This is a genomic window from Amycolatopsis sp. cmx-8-4, assembly GCF_046548675.1.
GTDB lineage: Bacteria > Actinomycetota > Actinomycetes > Mycobacteriales > Pseudonocardiaceae > Amycolatopsis.
The window spans coordinates 37,646-53,265 of record NZ_JAEBDZ010000041.1 but is presented as its reverse complement, the minus strand read 5'-3'; the positions used below and the strand labels follow the sequence as shown (position 1 = coordinate 53,265).

Here is a 15,620-nt window from a genome sequence, read left to right as displayed (position 1 = left end):
GCGCATCCGACGCCCGGCGGACGCGTGCGGTTCCCCCAGGAGTCGTGAGCAGCATTCTGCAAGCTCGGACGGTACGGCATGAAACCGGCTCCCGGCCGCGACGACGCGAAGTCGTCACGATCCGGGAGCCGGCGTGGTGCGGGTCAGCCGTTGGCGAGGGCCTGGAGCCGGTCGAGGGCGCCGTTGAAGGTGTCCTGGTCGAGCGGGCTCGAGGTGTACTGCCAGACGGTGTAGAAGCCCCAGTTGTAGGGCAGGGCGCCGACCGACGACGCGTACCGCGCGACCCACAGCGGGGCCGTGCTGGAGAAGTCGGCGCTGACGCACTGGTTCCACCAGCTCTGGGACGTGTAGATCACCGGGTACCGGCCGGTCTTGGCGTGGTAGGTGTCGTGGAAGTCGAGGATCCACGACGTCATCGCCGCCTGGCTCAGCCCGTAACAGGTGGCGCCGTACGGGTTGTACTCCATGTCCAGGGCGCCGGGCAGGGTCCTGCCGTCCCTCGACCAGCCACCGCCGTGGGCCAGGAAGTAGTTCGCCTGGGCGGCGCCGCTCGCCGTGTTCGGGGTGGCGAAGTGGTAGGCGCCGCGGAGGAAGCCCTGGTTGAAGGAACCGTTGTACTGCTGGGCGAAGTAGGGGTTGGTGTAGCTCGCGCTTTCGGTGGCCTTGGTCCAGACGAACCGCTTGCCCTGGTTCCACCAGCTCGCCCAGTCGACGTTGCCCTGGTAGCTGGCGACGTCGATGCCGGCCACCGTGGCCAGCACCTGGCCGGGGATGGCCTGAGCGGGTTGCGGCTGCTGCGCCGCCTTCTGCGTGTTCGGCGTCGACTTGTCACCTTCGACGCGCCGGATCTGCGAGCCCATGTCGTGGTTGTGCACGGCGATGTCCGCGTTGATCGCGGTCACCGGGTCGACCTCGGGGGAGATGGTGGCGGCCGTTGCCTGGACCGTGCTGCCGAGCAGGAGCAGCGTGGCGGGGACGGCCAGGGCAGCGAACAGCCGCCCTCTTCGGGAAGTGGACATCGTTGAATCCCTTCACAGATACCCTCGCTGAGGACGGCTTACTGCAGGTAGCCGTCCGAGCACGATTGTTAGCGACGCACCCGGGGTTTGTCACTCAGTTCCGTGAAATTGGGTATCCGCGTGGGTGATTTTCTGCGGAAGTCGATCATCAATTGGTGACTGGTTAACACCTATTACCGATGTGCTGCGCCGTTCAGCCGAGCGCACGCGCCCGCGATCGGTCGGCCGGGCACGCCCGGGCCGTTCCGGTAGCCGGCGAAACGCGGTCAGCCGAGCGCCAGGACCCGCAGCCGCTCGGCCGCGCCGTTGAACCAGTTCTGGTCACCGGGCAGCGTCCCCTTGTCGGCGAACTGCCAGATCGTGTGCACGGTCCAGCCGGCCGGGAGCTCGCCGATGTAGGTGTTGTAGCGGGCGATCCACAGCGGGTTGGCACCGAAACCGCCGTTGTTCGCCGTGCACCGCTTCCACCAGCTCGTCGACGTGTAGATCGTCGGGTACCGGCCGGTGGCCGCGCGGTAGGTCTCGGAGAAATCGCTGAGCCAGCGGACCATTCCGGCGGCGTCCTTGCCGTAACAGGTTTCGCCGTACGGGTTGTACTCCGCGTCGAGTGCGCCCGGCAGCGTCCGGCCGTCGGCCGACCAGCCGCCGCCGTGGGCCAGGAAGTACCGGGCCTGGGACGCGCCGTCGGAGACGTCCGGCCGGGCGAAGTGGTAGGCGCCGCGGATGAGCCCGGCGTCGTAGGACCCGTTGTACTGCTGGGCGAACTGCGGGTTGACGAAGCCGGTGCCCTCGGTCGCCTTGACGTAGACGAACTTCGCGCCCGCCCCGGCCGCGCCGCTCCAGTCGACCGGCCCCTGGTGCCCGCTGACGTCGTGGCCGAGCTGCTGGTCGTCGGCCGCGTACAGCACGTCCGGGAGCGCTTCGATCCCTTCGACCTTGGCGATCTGCGAACCGGCGTAGTGGTCCTCGGCGCCCTCGTACAGGTCGACGGCGGTCGCCGGGGCCTGCCCGGCGACCAGGAACGCGGCGGCGGCGAGGAGCGGCAGCGAATGTCGTTTCACCCTCTTGCCCCCCACCAGTCCCGTGAGTCTCATTGAGCCTCACGATGCACCCGTGTCGCCGGATCGGCTACCCGGTGCCACTCGAAAGTGTGAGGGGCTGAAGGGTGACGCCGTCAGCGCCGCTGTTCGTCCGCGAGCGCCTTCACCAGGTGTTCCGCCGGCACGACGGCGGTGATCAGGTCGTGCGGGTTGATCGCGACCGGGTGACCACCCAGCAGGCTGACGATGTCGCGGCCGACGACCGCGCGGGCGTGCGGCCACTCGCGCGGCACCAGGGTCTTGCGCGTGTACGCCGGCACCATGACCCGGCCGTCGGTGTTGTGGAAGCCGATGACCGTGCGCTGCACCGGCGACATCGCGTAGACGAACAGCGTCGAGTCGAGGACGATCTTCGGCAGGTCCGACGGCGGCCGGTGCTCGGTGCGGACGAGCTGCAGCAGGTGCTCGAGGTCGTTCGACGGCTCCGGGAACCCGAGGGCCTTGGGCGAGGGCCGGTAGCGGTCGTTCGGGTGGAAGTCCGCGACGACGTCGCCGTCGGCGTTCACCGGGTACGCGCCGACGACCGCCCACGACGGCACCGGGCCGTTCGGGTCGAAGGCCTCGTCGATGACGTAGAGCCAGCTGTCGGGGTTGGCGCGCGCGTTCGCGCGCATCTCCTCGGTGATCTCGGGTGTGCCGTGCTTGCCGGAGCGACGGGCCTGCTGACCGCCGCGCCGCGCCGACCGGCTGTGCTTGCCGTGCTTGCCGGGGCGATCCGGTCCGTTTCCGGCTGGCTGCTGCGAAACCATCCGATCTGCCTCGTCCCGCTGCGCCATCGTGATCCCCACGTTCTCGGGTGTGCCGGAAAACTCTTGGTGCGCCACTCTACTGTTTGCCCATGGCCTCTTCGCGTTCGGTCGACCCCGGACAGTTACGTGCGGCGGTGCAGGCGATTTCCCCGTGGCTGCGGGGAGACGGGCCCGACCCGGCCCGCGCGGAGCTCGCCGCCGCCGTCCGGCTCAGCCTGCGCGCGCTGGCGGCCGACGCTCCCGGAAGGACGGTCGAGGTCCGCGTCCCGCCGTTCGCCGCGGTGCAGTGCGTGGACGGACCGCGCCACACCCGCGGCACCCCGCCCAACGTGATCGAGACGGATCCGCGCACGTGGCTGGAACTCGCGACGGGCCGAGTGGACTGGACCACTGCGGTGGCCGACGGCCGGGTGTCCGCTTCGGGCACCCGGGCCGACCTCGCGCAGTGGCTCCCGCTCGTCCGCGTCTGACTTACGGCTTGCGGCCGACGCCGCCCGCGATGGTGCGCTGCGCGACGTTGAGCTCCTTGAGGCGCGGGCCGTCCGGCCACCAGTCGGCGCACAGGGTCACGCCGGGTTCGACCATTTCGAGGCCGGGGAACAGGGCCTCGATGTCCTTCTGCGTCCGGAACGTGCCCGAGCCCATCGGGCTGTGCACGAAGAAGTCCTCCATGCGGCGCGCGGTCGCGGAGTCTTCGTTCTCCGGGTCGAAGAAGTGGCTGAGCCCGACGAAGGAGCCGGACGGCAGCGCGTCGACGTACTCCCGCATGATCTCCGCCGGCCGGTCGTGGTCGCCCTTGAAGTGGTGCAAGGTGCCCATCTGCAACATGATCAGCGGCTGCGTGAAGTCGATGTGCTCGCGCACGATCTCGTTCTCGAGGATCCGCGCCGGCTCGAAGATGTCCTCGGCGACGAAGTGGGTGTGCTCGTTCTCCTCGAGCAGCGCCCGGCCGTGGGCGAGGACCACCGGGTCGTTGTCGACGTAGACGACCCGGGTCTCCGGGTTGATCCGCTGGACGACCTGGTGGGTGTTCTCGGCGGTCGGGAGACCGGATCCCAGGTCGAGAACCTGGGTGATACCCGTTTGGCCCGCGAGGAACCGGCACACGCGGATGAGGAAACCCCGGTTTTCGAAGGCGAGGTCCTGCGCTTCGGGAGCGGCCTGCTGCACCTGCTTCAGGACCTCCCGGTCGATCTCGTAGTTGTCCTTGCCCAGCAGGAACGCGTCGTAGACCCGCGCGATGCTGGCCCGGGTCGGGTCGACTCCAACGGGAACTCGTTCGGTCCGGGTCGCGGCGTCGGGCATCTTGAACCTCGCAAGTTCTGTGTCGAAAGTCTCGTACTCATACGTAGAGTAGGACTACGCAAGCATGCGGTAAACCGGGTCACCTCTTTGCGCAGGACGGCCCAACGTGTACTTTCGGTAGTCGGGCTAGAGCCCCCTGGTGACTGACGCGCGGAAGGTCCGGGAATGAACGCGGTGAACGCGTCCAGTGCTGAACAGAACATCGGCCCGACGGCGCGCCGGATGATCCTCGGCTCGCAGCTGCGACGGCTCCGTGAAGAAGCGGGCATCACGCGGCAGCAGGCCGGCTACAACATCCGCGGCTCCGAATCGAAGATCAGCCGCCTCGAGCTGGGCCGGGTCGGCTTCAAGGAACGCGACGTCACCGACCTCCTGACGATGTACGGCGTCGAGGAGTCCACCGAGCGCCAGACGTTCCTCGACATGGTCAAGCAGTCGAACGAACCAGGCTGGTGGCGCCGCTTCGGCGAGACGATGCCGAACTGGTTCACCGACCTCGTCGGCCTGGAAGAGGCCGCGGCCCGGATCCAGATCTGGGAGCCGCTCTACGTCTCGGGCCTGCTGCAGATCGAGGGGTACGCGCGGGCGATCTTCAGCCACGGCCGGCCCGAGATGGCCGACGACCGGGTCGACCAGCTGGTCGCGCTGCGGATGCGGCGGCAGAAGATGTTCAGCAGGCCGGACGCCCCGCGTGTCTGGATGGTGCTCGACGAGTCCGTGCTGCACCGGCCGATCGGCGGCGTCAAGGTCCTGAAGCGGCAGATCGAATACCTGCTCGAGATGAGCGCGCTGCCGCACGTGTCGGTGCAGGTCCTGCCGTACTCGCGCAGCGGGCTGTCCGCGGAACACGCGTTTTCGCTGATGCGGTTCGGCGAACCGGAACTGCCGAACATCGCGTACGTCGAGTACCTCACCGGCGCGCACTACATCGAGAAGCGCGAAGAGATCGAGAAGTACAGCCGGGCGCTGGACATGCTCGCGGTCGACGCGGAGACACCCGACCGGAGCCGGTCCATGCTCGCGAAGCGCCGTCAAGAGATCTAGAAGACCTGCGTTCGACGGTATCGACAGGTTCCCGCTGATCGGTTACCAGGCGTAGCGACTCGCCCATTAGAGAACGTTTGTCTCACCCGTTAGGTGAAGTGTGACCAGGTGATCCCTCGCTGGGGGAGAACTTTGCAAGAAATTCTGCACGTGCATTTACCGCTGCAGGCACACGTGCTAGCGTGATCTACGCGGGCAAATGCACATGCATCTGCACCGCCCCAGGTATCCCGTATCGAGAGGTTGGGACCATGGCAGAGCGATTCGAGAACGGCATCCCGGCCGATCGGCTGTCCGGTGCCCAGTGGCGCAAGGCGAGCTACAGCGGCGCCGTCGGCAACTGCGTCGAGGTCGCACCCCTGACCACCGGCGAGATCGCGATGCGCAACTCGCGCTTCCCGACCGGCCCGGCGCTCGTCTACACGCGCGCGGAGATGGCCGCGTTCCTCGCGGGTGCGAAGGACGGTGAGTTCGACGATGTCCTCGGCTGAGGCCCCCGTCGCTCCCGTCTACGACATCGAGACCGGACTGCAGGAACTGGTCGCCCGTGGCTACCAGTTCGTCCACCCCGCCGATGACCGGGGCGAAGTTCTCGCCGTCGTCGGCGTGCGGGTGCACGACAACGTGGTGGACGTGGTCCGGCTCAACGCCGAGGACGACGTCGTGGCGACGCGCATGCCCGGTACCGAAGAGAACATCTTCGAACCCGAGCGGTGGCTGTGGCGCCGCAGCGGTGACGGAGCCCGGGTGCTCACGGAAATCCTCGCGCTGCCGGATGCCTGCTAGCGCACGAAGAACTTCAGGCCCTGTCCGAAGTGGTCAGAACCACGCCGGGCGGGGCCTGACTCATGTCCGGACCGTTTACACTGAAATCGGCCTGACCGCGTCTTCCTGGGAGCACCTCGGTGGTTTCCGACCCACAGCTCGTGTCCTCCGACCAGCCCGACCCGGAACCCCGCGAGGAGTGTGGCGTCTTCGGCGTCTGGGCTCCCGGGGAAGAAGTCGCCAAACTGACCTATTACGGCCTCTACGCCCTGCAGCACCGGGGCCAGGAGGCCGCCGGCATCTCCGTCTCCGACGGCTCCCAGATCGTGGTCTTCAAGGACCTCGGCCTGGTCAGCCAGGTCTTCGACGAACAGATCCTGCAGTCGCTGCAGGGCCACATCGCCGTCGGCCACTGCCGGTACTCGACCACCGGCGCGACCATCTGGGAGAACGCGCAGCCGATCTTCCGCACCACCGAGACCGGCAGCGGCCTGTCCTTCGCGCACAACGGCAACCTCGTCAACACGGCGGAGCTGCGTGAACGCACCATCGCCGCGGGCCTCAAGCCGCACGCGGGCCTGACCGGCTCGTCCAGCGACTCGGACCTGATCTGCGGGCTGCTCGCCGCGAACGCCGCCGACAAGGGCATCGAAGGCGCCGCGATGGAGCTGCTGCCCACGCTCAAGGGCGCGTTCTGCCTGGTGTTCGCCGACGAGAACACGTTGTACGCCGCGCGTGACCCGCACGGCGTGCACCCGCTGGTGCTCGGCCGTCTCGAACGCGGCTGGGTCGTCTCCAGCGAGACCGCGGGCCTGGACATCGTCGGCGCGTCGTTCGTCCGCGAGGTCGAGCCGGGCGAGCTGATCGCCATCGACGCCGAGGGCCTGCGCTCGTCGCGGTTCGCCAACCCGGACCCCAAGGGCTGCGTCTTCGAGTACGTCTACCTGGCGCGGCCCGACACCACGATCGCCGGCCGCGGCGTGCACGCCACCCGCGTCGAGATCGGCCGAAGGCTCGCCGGCGAGGAGCCCGTCGAGGCCGACCTGGTGATGCCGGTGCCGGAGTCCGGCACGCCGGCCGCCATCGGCTACGCGCAGGGCTCGGGCATCCCGTACGGCACCGGCCTGGTGAAGAACGCCTACGTCGGGCGCACGTTCATCCAGCCGTCGCAGACCATCCGCCAGCTCGGCATCCGGCTCAAGCTGAACCCGCTGCGCGACGTCATCCGCGGCAAGCGGCTGGTCGTCGTGGACGACTCGATCGTCCGCGGCAACACCCAGCGCGCGCTGGTGCGGATGCTGCGCGAGGCCGGCGCGCTCGAGGTGCACGTCCGGATCGCGTCGCCGCCCGTCCGGTGGCCGTGCTTCTACGGCATCGACTTCGCGTCGCGGGCCGAGCTCGTCGCGAACGGCGTCGACCTCGACGGCATCCGCCGCTCGATCGGCGCGGACTCGCTGGGCTACATCTCGCTCGACGGCCTCGTCGCGGCGACGGAACAGCCGAAGTCGCGGCTGTGCACGGCGTGCTTCTCCGGCGAATACCCGATCGCGCTGCCCGACGACGCGCTCATCGGCAAGAACCTGCTGGAAAGCCTCGACGCGGTCAATGGCGCGGCGACCCCGGTCAGCCCGGCCGGGTACGGTGCCGAGGACGCAGTTCGGCGTCCCTAGCCCCTTCGGCTAGTCCTTCCAGTTGGGAGTCCTTCTACCGTGAGCGAGTCCACGAGCGCCACGTACGCCGCCGCCGGTGTCAGCATCGACGCCGGCGACCAAGCCGTCGAGCTGCTCAAGCCGCACGCCGAACGGGCCACGCGGCCGGAGGTGCTGGGCGGTGTCGGTGGTTTCGCCGGGCTCTTCTCGCTGAAGCTCGACAAGTGGAAGGAACCGATCCTCGCCTCCTCCACCGACGGCGTCGGCACCAAGATCGCCGTCGCGCAGGCGCTGGACAAGCACGACACCGTCGGCATCGACCTGGTCGCGATGGTCGTCGACGACCTGGTCGTGACCGGCGCCGAGCCGCTGTTCCTGCAGGACTACATCGCCGTCGGCAAGGTGCACCCGGAGAAGATCGCCGCGCTGGTCGGCGGCATCGCCGAGGGTTGCGTCCAGGCCGGCTGCGCGCTGCTCGGCGGCGAGACCGCCGAGCACCCCGGCATGATGGGCGAGCACGACTACGACATGTCGGCCACCGGCGTCGGCGTGGTCGAGGCGTCCGCGCTGCTGTCGCCGGAGAAGGTCCGCCCGGGTGACATTGTGCTGGCGCTCGGCTCGTCGGGACTGCACTCGAACGGGTATTCCCTGGCCCGGCACGTGCTGCTGGACATCGCGCGGATGCCGCTCGGCGGCCACGTCGAGGAGTTCGGCCGCACGCTAGGCGAGGAGCTGCTGGAGCCGACGCGGATCTACGCGAAGGACTGCCTCGCGCTGGCCGCGGAGACCGAGGTCCGGACGTTCGCGCACATCACCGGCGGTGGCCTGGAGGCGAACCTCGCCCGCGTCATGCCACGCGGCCTGGTCGCCCGGCTCGACCGCGGCACCTGGTCGCCGTCGGCGGTGTTCGCGCTGATCGGCCACCGCGGCCGGGTCGAGCGCGCCGAGCTGGAGAAGACGTTCAACATGGGCGTCGGCATGGTCGCGATCGTCGGGGCCGAGGACGTCGACCGGGCGCTGGCCATGCTGACCGCGCGGCACGTCCCGGCGTGGGTGCTGGGCGACGTCCAGCCCGCGAACGACATCGACGGCCCGCGCGCCGTGCTTTCGGGCGACCACCCGCGCTTCTGACAGCGTTCTCTCAAGAAGTGACTTGATCGCGGCTGTCACACTGGTGACATGGCAGCCGGAGACGTGGTGATCGGCTCCCGGTTCACGATCCCGGGAGCCGAGCTGACCGAGCGCTTTTCGCGGTCGTCCGGCCCGGGTGGCCAGGGCGTGAACACCACCGATTCGCGGGTCGAGCTGTCGTTCGACGTCGCCGCGTCGCCGTCGATCCCCGAGCACCTGCGGGATCGCGTGCTGGCCGGGCTCGAGGGCCGGCTGGTCGACGGCGTGCTGACGATCGCGGCGAGCGAACACCGCTCCCAGCTGCAGAACCGCGAAGCCGCGCGCGGCCGGCTGGCCAACCTGCTGCGCGACGCGTCGGCCCCACCGCCCGCCAAGCGACGCCCCACGAAGCCGTCACGCGGTTCGAAGGAGCGCCGCCTGGCGTCGAAGAAGCGCCGGAGCGACGTGAAGCGCGGCCGCTCCGGCCGCTTGAACGACTGAGCGTCTAGCTCAGCGAGAGGTGCACGCACTCCCCGGCCGGCTGGTAGCCGACCCGGGCGTAGACGTTCCCGATCCCCAGGTCACCGGGGATGAGGAACGCCGTGTGCGCGCCGGACTCGTGTGCTTCACGGGTGAGCCGGGCGGTGATCGCCGCGGCGATCCCGCGGCCGCGGTACGGCTCGAGCACGGCGATGCCGGCGACCTCGGTGGTGCCGTCGACGATCGCGAGCGCGAGGCCACCGCCGAGGACCGTGCCGGTGGCGATGTCCTCCGCCAGGAGGTGCCGCACCCCGGCTTCGATGCCGGACCGCAGACGTTCGACCTCCTTGTCGGGCACCTCCGGCGACTCGCCGAACGCCGTGTTCTGCGCCGACCGCAGCCGCCGGATGTCGTCATCGGACTCCGGCGCACGCAGCCGGACTCCCGCCGGGACCGGTTTGCCGACCCGCTCGGCGGGCGTGCACGTCATCAACGGCACCTGCCGTTCGAGCTGGTAACCGGCCTCGACCAGGAGTTTCTCCAGGTCCGGGGCGATGTCGGTGAAGTACTCCAGCCGCGGGAGCAGGCCCCGCCGCCGGTACGCCGTGGTCAGCGCGTCGATCTCGGCCGCCGACGGCCGCGCGCCGTCGTCCGGGATCGCGTAGTTGAGCATCGGGTGGTCGTTGTCCGGGGAGTAGGTGGCCAGGAACGGCCCGACCTGCTCGGTCTCCCGGCCACGGGGCGCCGTCTTGCGGACATACGTCTGGATAGCGGACATTGCTGGTGGAAGCCCTTTCGCGAGCACATCAAGGAACCGCAGCTCAGTGCGGGTGGATCGCTGGGCGTCGGGCCTAGCGGAGGCCGACGCCGGAGACGGCGCCAGGCATAGGCGTTCATTCCTCGAGTCGAAAGGGGCTCTTCAGAGCCAAGTGTGGCACGGCCCGCAACCCGGTTTATTGCCGGTCGGGGTGGGCGATGGTGGCGTACCGCGCGTCCCAGACCGACCGCGGGACCCGCATGGTGAGCGTCGGGGCTTCGCAGACCGTGCGGCGCTGCTGCGTCGGGATGACCACCGGCGGTGGTGGCGGCGGGTCCAGTGAGCGCCAAACGCGCCTGCTCAACGCGGCGCCGAGGATCGCGCCGGTGGTGTTGAGCAGGACGTCGTCGGTGGAGGTCACCCGGCCGGTGTGGATCAGATATTGCGTACCTTCCACCAGCACGGAGACGAGCAGAGCGGCCAGTGCGATCCGCACGAGGGCGCGCAGGCCGCGCAGCCGCAGCGGGAGCAGCGCGCCGAGCGGGCAGAGCAGCAGGACGTTGCCGATAACCTGCCAGAGTGAGCCGTCGTCGCCGAACGCGGCGGTGATGTCGGCGCCCGGGACGAGGTCGAGCGTGCTCTGGCCGGAGCCGCCGACAGGCATCGTGACCAGGCACAACACCAGGAAAGCGACCAGGACGGCGGCGCTGTCGACGCCGGCGGTCGCGCTCGCGTACCGGGCCGGGAGTCTTCGCCGTCGTCGAGCCGCGAGCAGTGGCCACCCGAGCAGCGCGTACGGCAGCGCGATGGCCGAAACCGGAATCATCCCCCAGAAGGCGCGCAGCAGGGTTTCCATGCGCCTCCCTCCTTGAGCACCCAAAGATCTTCTGTGCGCTGGAAACGGCCCTCCCAAGATCACCTTCGCATCACAAGATCGTCTCGGCATGCTGAGGGAGGCGCACTATTCGGTGATCTTTCCGGTGGCGCGACGGAACTTTCCGTGGTTCGGTCAGGAGGCGCACTGTCCACAGTGGATGCTGTGGACAACCCTGTGGATGAATCGGGGGATGCTTCGTAAACCCCTTGATTCACAACGGAAACTCTCAGGGGGTGCCTGTGTACTACTTTTCGCCGGCCAGCTCGCGAGCGCGCTCGATCAGGGCCTGCAGGTGCAGGCCGCGGCGGACGTCGCAGGGGTGGGCCGTGGTGCCGCTGGCGATCATCGCCGCGAAGTCGTCCAGCAACGCCGTGTAGGACTCCGACGCCGAACCGGGCTTGCGCCCGAGCGTGCGGTAGCCGTGCTGACCCCAGACGGCGACCTCGACGACGGTCGGCTGCACCGGCAGCCGCAGGGCCAGCGTGGCGGTGCTGACCACGTTGTTCTCGTGGGCCAGCATCAGCTGCCACGTGTCGCCGGGACTCCGCCGCGCCGCGACGACGTCGGTGATCGGCCCGAGCGCGGCATCCAGCAGGTCGAGGGCGTGCGGGCCGATGTCGAACAGTGCGCCGCCGTCGTCCTGACGCCACTCCGAGGCCGCGTACCGGCCGCCGAGCAGGGCGCCGGACAGCCAGCGCGCGCCGCCACCGGCCCAGCCGCCCGCCTGGGCGAGCCCGGCGAGCCACTCCTGGGTCTGCGCCGAGTACCGCAGGGTCAGCACGACGAGGGCGGCGACGTCGGCGGCCGCGACCGCGTCGGCCAGCCGCTGCGCGCCCGCCAGGTCGGCGGCGATCGGCTTCTCGAGGATCAGGTGCTTCCCGGCTTCGGCCGCGCGGACGCCCAGCTCGGCCTGGATCGACGGCGGGACGGCGAACGCCACCGCGTCCACCTGCGCGAACAGGTCTTCGATGCTCTCGGCGGCGGTCGCGCAGTGGGTGTCCGCAAGCGCTTGCGCCGCCTCCGGCCGCCGGGCCCAGACCGCGGTCAGCGCCGTGCCGGGGTGATCCGCCAGGCCGGGCGCGTGAACCGTCGTCGCCCACGGGCCGGCGCCGACGAGGCCGACCCGCAGCTGTCCCTCCGCGATGCGCTGTCCCACGGGCCGCAGTCTAGGTGTGGTCGGCGTCGCGCCGGAACCGCACCTGCGACGGCGGTCGTCCTGGCTAAAGTGCCTGCATGATCACCCTGCCGTCCCGCATCGCCGCGGTCTGTCTGCTCCTCCTGGCCACCTGCTTCGCCGGGGCCGCGCCCGCGTCGGCGACGGGCACGGACGGCACCTGCCCGGCCGGTGGCGGCGTGACGGTGGTCGTGGACTTCGGCGACCTGGCCCCGCAGCCGCTGATCCGCTGCGCCCCTGGCACCCCCGCGACCGGCATCGCGGCGCTGCAGGGCGCCGGGATCGACGTCGCGGGCTCGCAGAAGTACGGCCTCGCCATCGCCTGCCGGATCGACGGCAAACCGGGCCCGGACGTCGAGTCGTGCGCGGGCATGCCGTCGGCGACGGCGTACTGGAGCTACTGGCACGCCGCGGCCGGCGGCAAGTGGGAGTCGAGCCAGGAAGGCGCCCAGACGTCGAAGCCGGCGGCCGACGGGTTCGAGGGCTGGTCGTTCGCCCGGCCGAAGACGGCCAACGACCTGCCGACGCCGCCTCGGGTGGCGCCGGTCCGCCAGGCCGTTTCGACCCCGTCCCCGGCGCCCGCGGCCACCAGCAGTTCATTCCCGTGGGGCGTGGTCATCGCCATCGCGGCGATCCTGCTGATCGGTGGCGCGGCTTGGGGCGCCGCACGACGTCGCCGGACGTGACCAGCAGGGCGCTGCACCCCGGCGCGTGGTGGGTCTGGGCGCTCGCGCTGGCCGTCGCGGCCAGCCGGACGACGAACCCGCTGCTGCTGGGCCTGCTCATCGCGGTCATCGGCTTCGTCGTCGCGAACCGGCGGAGTGACGCGCCGTGGGCGCTGGCGTTCCGGCTGTACGCCTACGTCGGCGCGGTGATCGTCGCGACGCGGGTGCTGTTCCGGATCCTGATCGGCGGCGAGGACGGCGGGCACATCCTGTTCACGCTGCCGCGGATCCCGCTGCCGGCGTTCGCGGCCGGGGTGTCGCTGCTCGGCTCGACGTCGGCGGAGGAGCTGCTCGGCGGCTTCTACGACGGCCTCCGGCTGGCGACCATGGTGCTCTGCGTTGGCGCGGCGAACGCCCTGGCCAACCCGAAACGCCTGCTCAAGGCCGTGCCGGGCGCGTTGTACGAGGTCGGCACGGCCGTGACGGTGGCGCTCACGGTGGCGCCGCAGCTCGTCGAGAGCGTCCAGCGCGTGCGGCGGGCACGACGGCTGCGGGCGGGGCGGACTCGCGGGCTGCGGGCGGTCAAGGGCATCGTGGTGCCGGTGCTGGAGGACGCGATGAACCGCTCGCTGCTGCTGGCGGCGGCGATGGACTCGCGCGGCTACGGCCGGCGCGCCTACCTGAGCGCCGGCGTGCGCGCGGCGATCGCCGGCTGCGTGCTCGGCGGGCTGGTCGGCGTGTGCGTCGGCGTCTACGGCGTGCTCGACGGGACGTCGTCGTGGCTGGGCGTGCCGCTGCTGGCCCTCGGGCTGGTCGTGGCCGCGGCCGGGTTCGTGCTGGGTGGGCGGCGCATCCGGCGGACGGCTTACCGGCCGGACCCGTGGCGCCGGCCGGAGACGCTGGTCGTCGCGTCCGGCGTCGGGGCGTGCGCGCTGCTGTTCTTCTCCGCGCGGGTCGATCCGGGGAACCTCTACCCGTCGCTGAGCCCGCTGAGCTGGCCCGAGGTGTCCTTGCTGCCGGCGTTGTCGCTGCTGCTCGGGGCGCTGCCCGCGTTCGTCGCACCCCGCCCCCCATCGTTGTCGGAGGTGGTCCGGTGATCGAGTTTTCGCAGGTCACGGTGACCTACCCGGACGCCGCGCGGCCGGTGCTGTCCGACGTCTCGCTGCTGGTCGAGGAGGGCGAGCTGTGCCTGGTCGCCGGGCCGACCGGCGTCGGCAAGTCGACTTTCCTCGGCGCGATCAACGGGCTCGTCCCGCACTTCACCGGCGGACGGCTGGCCGGGCGGGTGCTGGTCGACGGCTTGGACACGTCTTCTCACCCGCCGCGCGAGCTGGCCGCGGTGGTCGGCGTCGTCGGACAGGACCCGCTGGCCGGCTTCGTGACCGACACGGTCGAGGAGGAGCTGGCGTACGCGATGGAGCAGCTGGCGGTGGCGCCGGACGTCATGCGCAAGCGCGTCGAGGAAACCCTGGACCTGCTGGGCATCGCCGAGCTGCGCAACCGTCCACTTCGGACACTCTCGGGCGGGCAGCAGCAGCGCGTCGCGATCGGCTCGGTGCTGACGGCGCACCCGCGGGTCCTGGTGCTCGACGAACCGACGTCCGCGCTGGACCCCACGGCGGCCGAGGAGGTGCTGGCGGCGATCACGCGGCTGGTGCACGACCTCGGGACCACGGTGGTCGTCGCGGAGCACCGCATGGAGCGCGTCGTCCAGTACGCCGACCGGCTGCTGTACCTGCCGGGCGACGGCTCGGTGCGGTCCGGGCCGCCGGCGGAGATCCTGGCGACGGCGGAGATCGCGCCGCCGATCGTCGAGCTGGGGCGGCTCGCGGGCTGGACGCCGTTGCCGCTGTCGGTGCGGGACGCGCGGCGGGTCGCGGGGCCGCTGCGATCGCGGCTTCAAGAATTGTCGGTGGTGGGTCGTACTCTCTCGGTGACCGGTCGAGCACTGGACGTGAGAGGGGTGGTGGTCCGTTACGGAGATGTCCTGGCGGTGCGTGGGGTGGACCTGCGCGTCGGGCCGGGGGAAATCGTCACGCTGATGGGACGCAACGGCTCCGGCAAGTCGTCGCTTCTCTGGGCGGTGCAGGGCAGCGGTCCGCGGTCGGCGGGGAAGGTCGACGTCGGCGGCGTGGACCCTGCGTCGCTCAAGCCGAGAGCGGCCCGTCAGCGTGTGGGGCTGGTCCCGCAGTCACCCGCCGATCTGCTGTACCTGGATTCGGTCGACGCCGAGTGCGCACAGGCCGACACCGAATCCGGGGCCACGGCAGGCACGGCGAGGTCCCTGCTGGACCGCCTGGCCCCGGCGGTCGCCGGTGAAGCGCACCCCGGCGACCTGTCCGAAGGGCAGCGACTGGCGTTGGTGCTGGCCGTCCAGCTGGCGGCGGCACCCCCGGTGGTCCTGCTCGACGAGCCGACGCGCGGCCTCGACTACCACGCCAAACGGCGCTTCGCGGCGATCCTGCGAGAGCTGGCCTCGCAGGGCCACGCGATCGTGCTGGCCACCCACGACGTCGAGTTCGTGGCGTCGGTGGCCCACCGGGTGGTGGTCATGGCCGAGGGCGAGGTGGTCGCGGACGGCCCGACGAAGGAGGTCATCGTCGCGTCCCCGGCCTTCGCGCCCCAGGTGGCGAAGGTGCTGGCGCCGCAGGAGTGGCTGACGGTGGACGAAGTAGCGGAAGCCCTGTCATGACGTCCGCCACTCAACGTCGCTCGCCTGCTGCGCCCTCGCGCACCTTCGCACCGCCGGCCGGCTCGCGAGCCGGTGTCCGTGGGCGGACGCGGTCCCGCGCGCATTCGTGCGGGTGGTCGCGCGTCGATCCGGCGCGGTGTGTGGGCGCGCCCGAAGCTGCTTCGCGCACCTCCGCACCGCTGGTCGGCTTGCGAGCCGGTGTCGGTGGGCGGGCGCGGTCCCGCGCGACTTCGT

17 protein-coding genes are annotated in these 15,620 nt (G+C 70.6%); 10 read left to right on the top strand and 7 right to left on the bottom strand.

Going from position 1 to position 15,620, the window contains the following annotated elements; translation table 11 throughout:
* Positions 1-143 precede the first annotated feature (143 nt).
* From ACLJQZ_RS44215 to ACLJQZ_RS44205, 3 genes are all read right to left on the bottom strand, one after another.
* On the bottom strand, positions 144-1,019 hold the full coding sequence (locus ACLJQZ_RS44215) for a lysozyme (protein WP_410627257.1): 876 nt from the start codon (positions 1,017-1,019) through the stop codon (positions 144-146).
* A gap of 266 nt (positions 1,020-1,285) precedes the next feature.
* The gene (locus ACLJQZ_RS44210) at positions 1,286-2,080 is read right to left on the bottom strand and encodes a lysozyme (RefSeq protein WP_410627256.1); all 795 of its coding nucleotides are present in this window, start codon (positions 2,078-2,080) and stop codon (positions 1,286-1,288) included.
* 113 nt (positions 2,081-2,193) lie between these two features.
* The gene (locus ACLJQZ_RS44205; RefSeq protein WP_410627279.1) at positions 2,194-2,901 is read right to left on the bottom strand and encodes a type VII secretion system-associated protein; all 708 of its coding nucleotides are present in this window, start codon (positions 2,899-2,901) and stop codon (positions 2,194-2,196) included.
* Between the two features lie 56 nt (positions 2,902-2,957).
* Here ACLJQZ_RS44205 and ACLJQZ_RS44200 point away from each other — a divergent pair, with 56 nt between their 5' ends.
* On the top strand, positions 2,958-3,338 hold the full coding sequence (locus tag ACLJQZ_RS44200; RefSeq protein WP_410627254.1) for a sterol carrier family protein: 381 nt from the start codon (positions 2,958-2,960) through the stop codon (positions 3,336-3,338).
* Position 3,339: 1 nt separating this feature from the next.
* On the opposite strand, the gene ACLJQZ_RS44195 is transcribed toward ACLJQZ_RS44200, so the two are convergent.
* Positions 3,340-4,173, bottom strand: coding sequence for an SAM-dependent methyltransferase (locus ACLJQZ_RS44195; protein ID WP_410627253.1), 834 nt, complete (start codon positions 4,171-4,173; stop codon positions 3,340-3,342).
* 165 nt (positions 4,174-4,338) lie between these two features.
* Between ACLJQZ_RS44195 and ACLJQZ_RS44190 the strand changes: the two genes are divergently transcribed.
* The 6 genes from ACLJQZ_RS44190 to arfB all read left to right on the top strand — a co-directional run bounded on the left by ACLJQZ_RS44190 (position 4,339) and on the right by arfB (position 9,242).
* On the top strand, positions 4,339-5,217 hold the full coding sequence (locus tag ACLJQZ_RS44190) for a helix-turn-helix domain-containing protein (RefSeq protein ID WP_410627251.1): 879 nt from the start codon (positions 4,339-4,341) through the stop codon (positions 5,215-5,217).
* 251 nt (positions 5,218-5,468) lie between these two features.
* Entirely contained in the window at positions 5,469-5,708 is a 240-nt protein-coding gene (locus ACLJQZ_RS44185; protein ID WP_247059172.1) for a DUF397 domain-containing protein, read from the top strand.
* Positions 5,695-6,003 (top strand): hypothetical protein, encoded by a 309-nt coding sequence (locus tag ACLJQZ_RS44180; RefSeq protein ID WP_326951706.1) that lies wholly within the window; start codon positions 5,695-5,697, stop codon positions 6,001-6,003. Before ACLJQZ_RS44185 ends, ACLJQZ_RS44180 begins: the two co-directional genes overlap by 14 nt.
* Positions 6,004-6,122: 119 nt before the next feature.
* Positions 6,123-7,652: an amidophosphoribosyltransferase gene (gene purF / locus ACLJQZ_RS44175; protein ID WP_410627249.1), complete on the top strand. Its 1,530-nt coding sequence runs from the start codon at positions 6,123-6,125 to the stop codon at positions 7,650-7,652.
* 39 nt (positions 7,653-7,691) lie between these two features.
* Entirely contained in the window at positions 7,692-8,762 is a 1,071-nt protein-coding gene (gene purM, locus ACLJQZ_RS44170) for a phosphoribosylformylglycinamidine cyclo-ligase (protein WP_410627247.1), read from the top strand.
* A 48-nt stretch (positions 8,763-8,810) separates the two neighbouring features.
* The gene (arfB, locus tag ACLJQZ_RS44165) at positions 8,811-9,242 is read left to right on the top strand and encodes an alternative ribosome rescue aminoacyl-tRNA hydrolase ArfB (protein WP_410627245.1); all 432 of its coding nucleotides are present in this window, start codon (positions 8,811-8,813) and stop codon (positions 9,240-9,242) included.
* 4 nt (positions 9,243-9,246) lie between these two features.
* Here arfB and ACLJQZ_RS44160 read toward each other — a convergent pair whose 3' ends face one another.
* From ACLJQZ_RS44160 to ACLJQZ_RS44150, 3 genes are all read right to left on the bottom strand, one after another.
* Positions 9,247-9,999 carry a GNAT family N-acetyltransferase gene (locus ACLJQZ_RS44160; RefSeq protein ID WP_410627244.1) on the bottom strand — a complete coding sequence of 251 codons (753 nt, stop codon included), beginning with the start codon at positions 9,997-9,999 and terminating at the stop codon, positions 9,247-9,249.
* Between the two features lie 175 nt (positions 10,000-10,174).
* Positions 10,175-10,834, bottom strand: a complete 660-nt coding sequence (locus ACLJQZ_RS44155) for a VanZ family protein (protein ID WP_410627242.1) — start codon at positions 10,832-10,834, stop codon at positions 10,175-10,177.
* A gap of 265 nt (positions 10,835-11,099) precedes the next feature.
* Positions 11,100-12,011 carry a Gfo/Idh/MocA family protein gene (locus ACLJQZ_RS44150; protein ID WP_410627240.1) on the bottom strand — a complete coding sequence of 304 codons (912 nt, stop codon included), beginning with the start codon at positions 12,009-12,011 and terminating at the stop codon, positions 11,100-11,102.
* Positions 12,012-12,088: 77 nt separating this feature from the next.
* Here ACLJQZ_RS44150 and ACLJQZ_RS44145 point away from each other — a divergent pair, with 77 nt between their 5' ends.
* The 3 genes from ACLJQZ_RS44145 to ACLJQZ_RS44135 are packed head-to-tail and all read left to right on the top strand — an operon-like array spanning position 12,089 to position 15,386.
* Entirely contained in the window at positions 12,089-12,715 is a 627-nt protein-coding gene (locus ACLJQZ_RS44145) for a hypothetical protein (protein ID WP_410627238.1), read from the top strand.
* Entirely contained in the window at positions 12,712-13,791 is a 1,080-nt protein-coding gene (locus ACLJQZ_RS44140; protein ID WP_410627236.1) for a CbiQ family ECF transporter T component, read from the top strand. The genes ACLJQZ_RS44145 and ACLJQZ_RS44140 overlap by 4 nt, the downstream gene beginning before the upstream one ends.
* Positions 13,788-15,386: an ABC transporter ATP-binding protein gene (locus tag ACLJQZ_RS44135; RefSeq protein ID WP_410627234.1), complete on the top strand. Its 1,599-nt coding sequence runs from the start codon at positions 13,788-13,790 to the stop codon at positions 15,384-15,386. Before ACLJQZ_RS44140 ends, ACLJQZ_RS44135 begins: the two co-directional genes overlap by 4 nt.
* Positions 15,387-15,620: the final 234 nt, after the last annotated feature.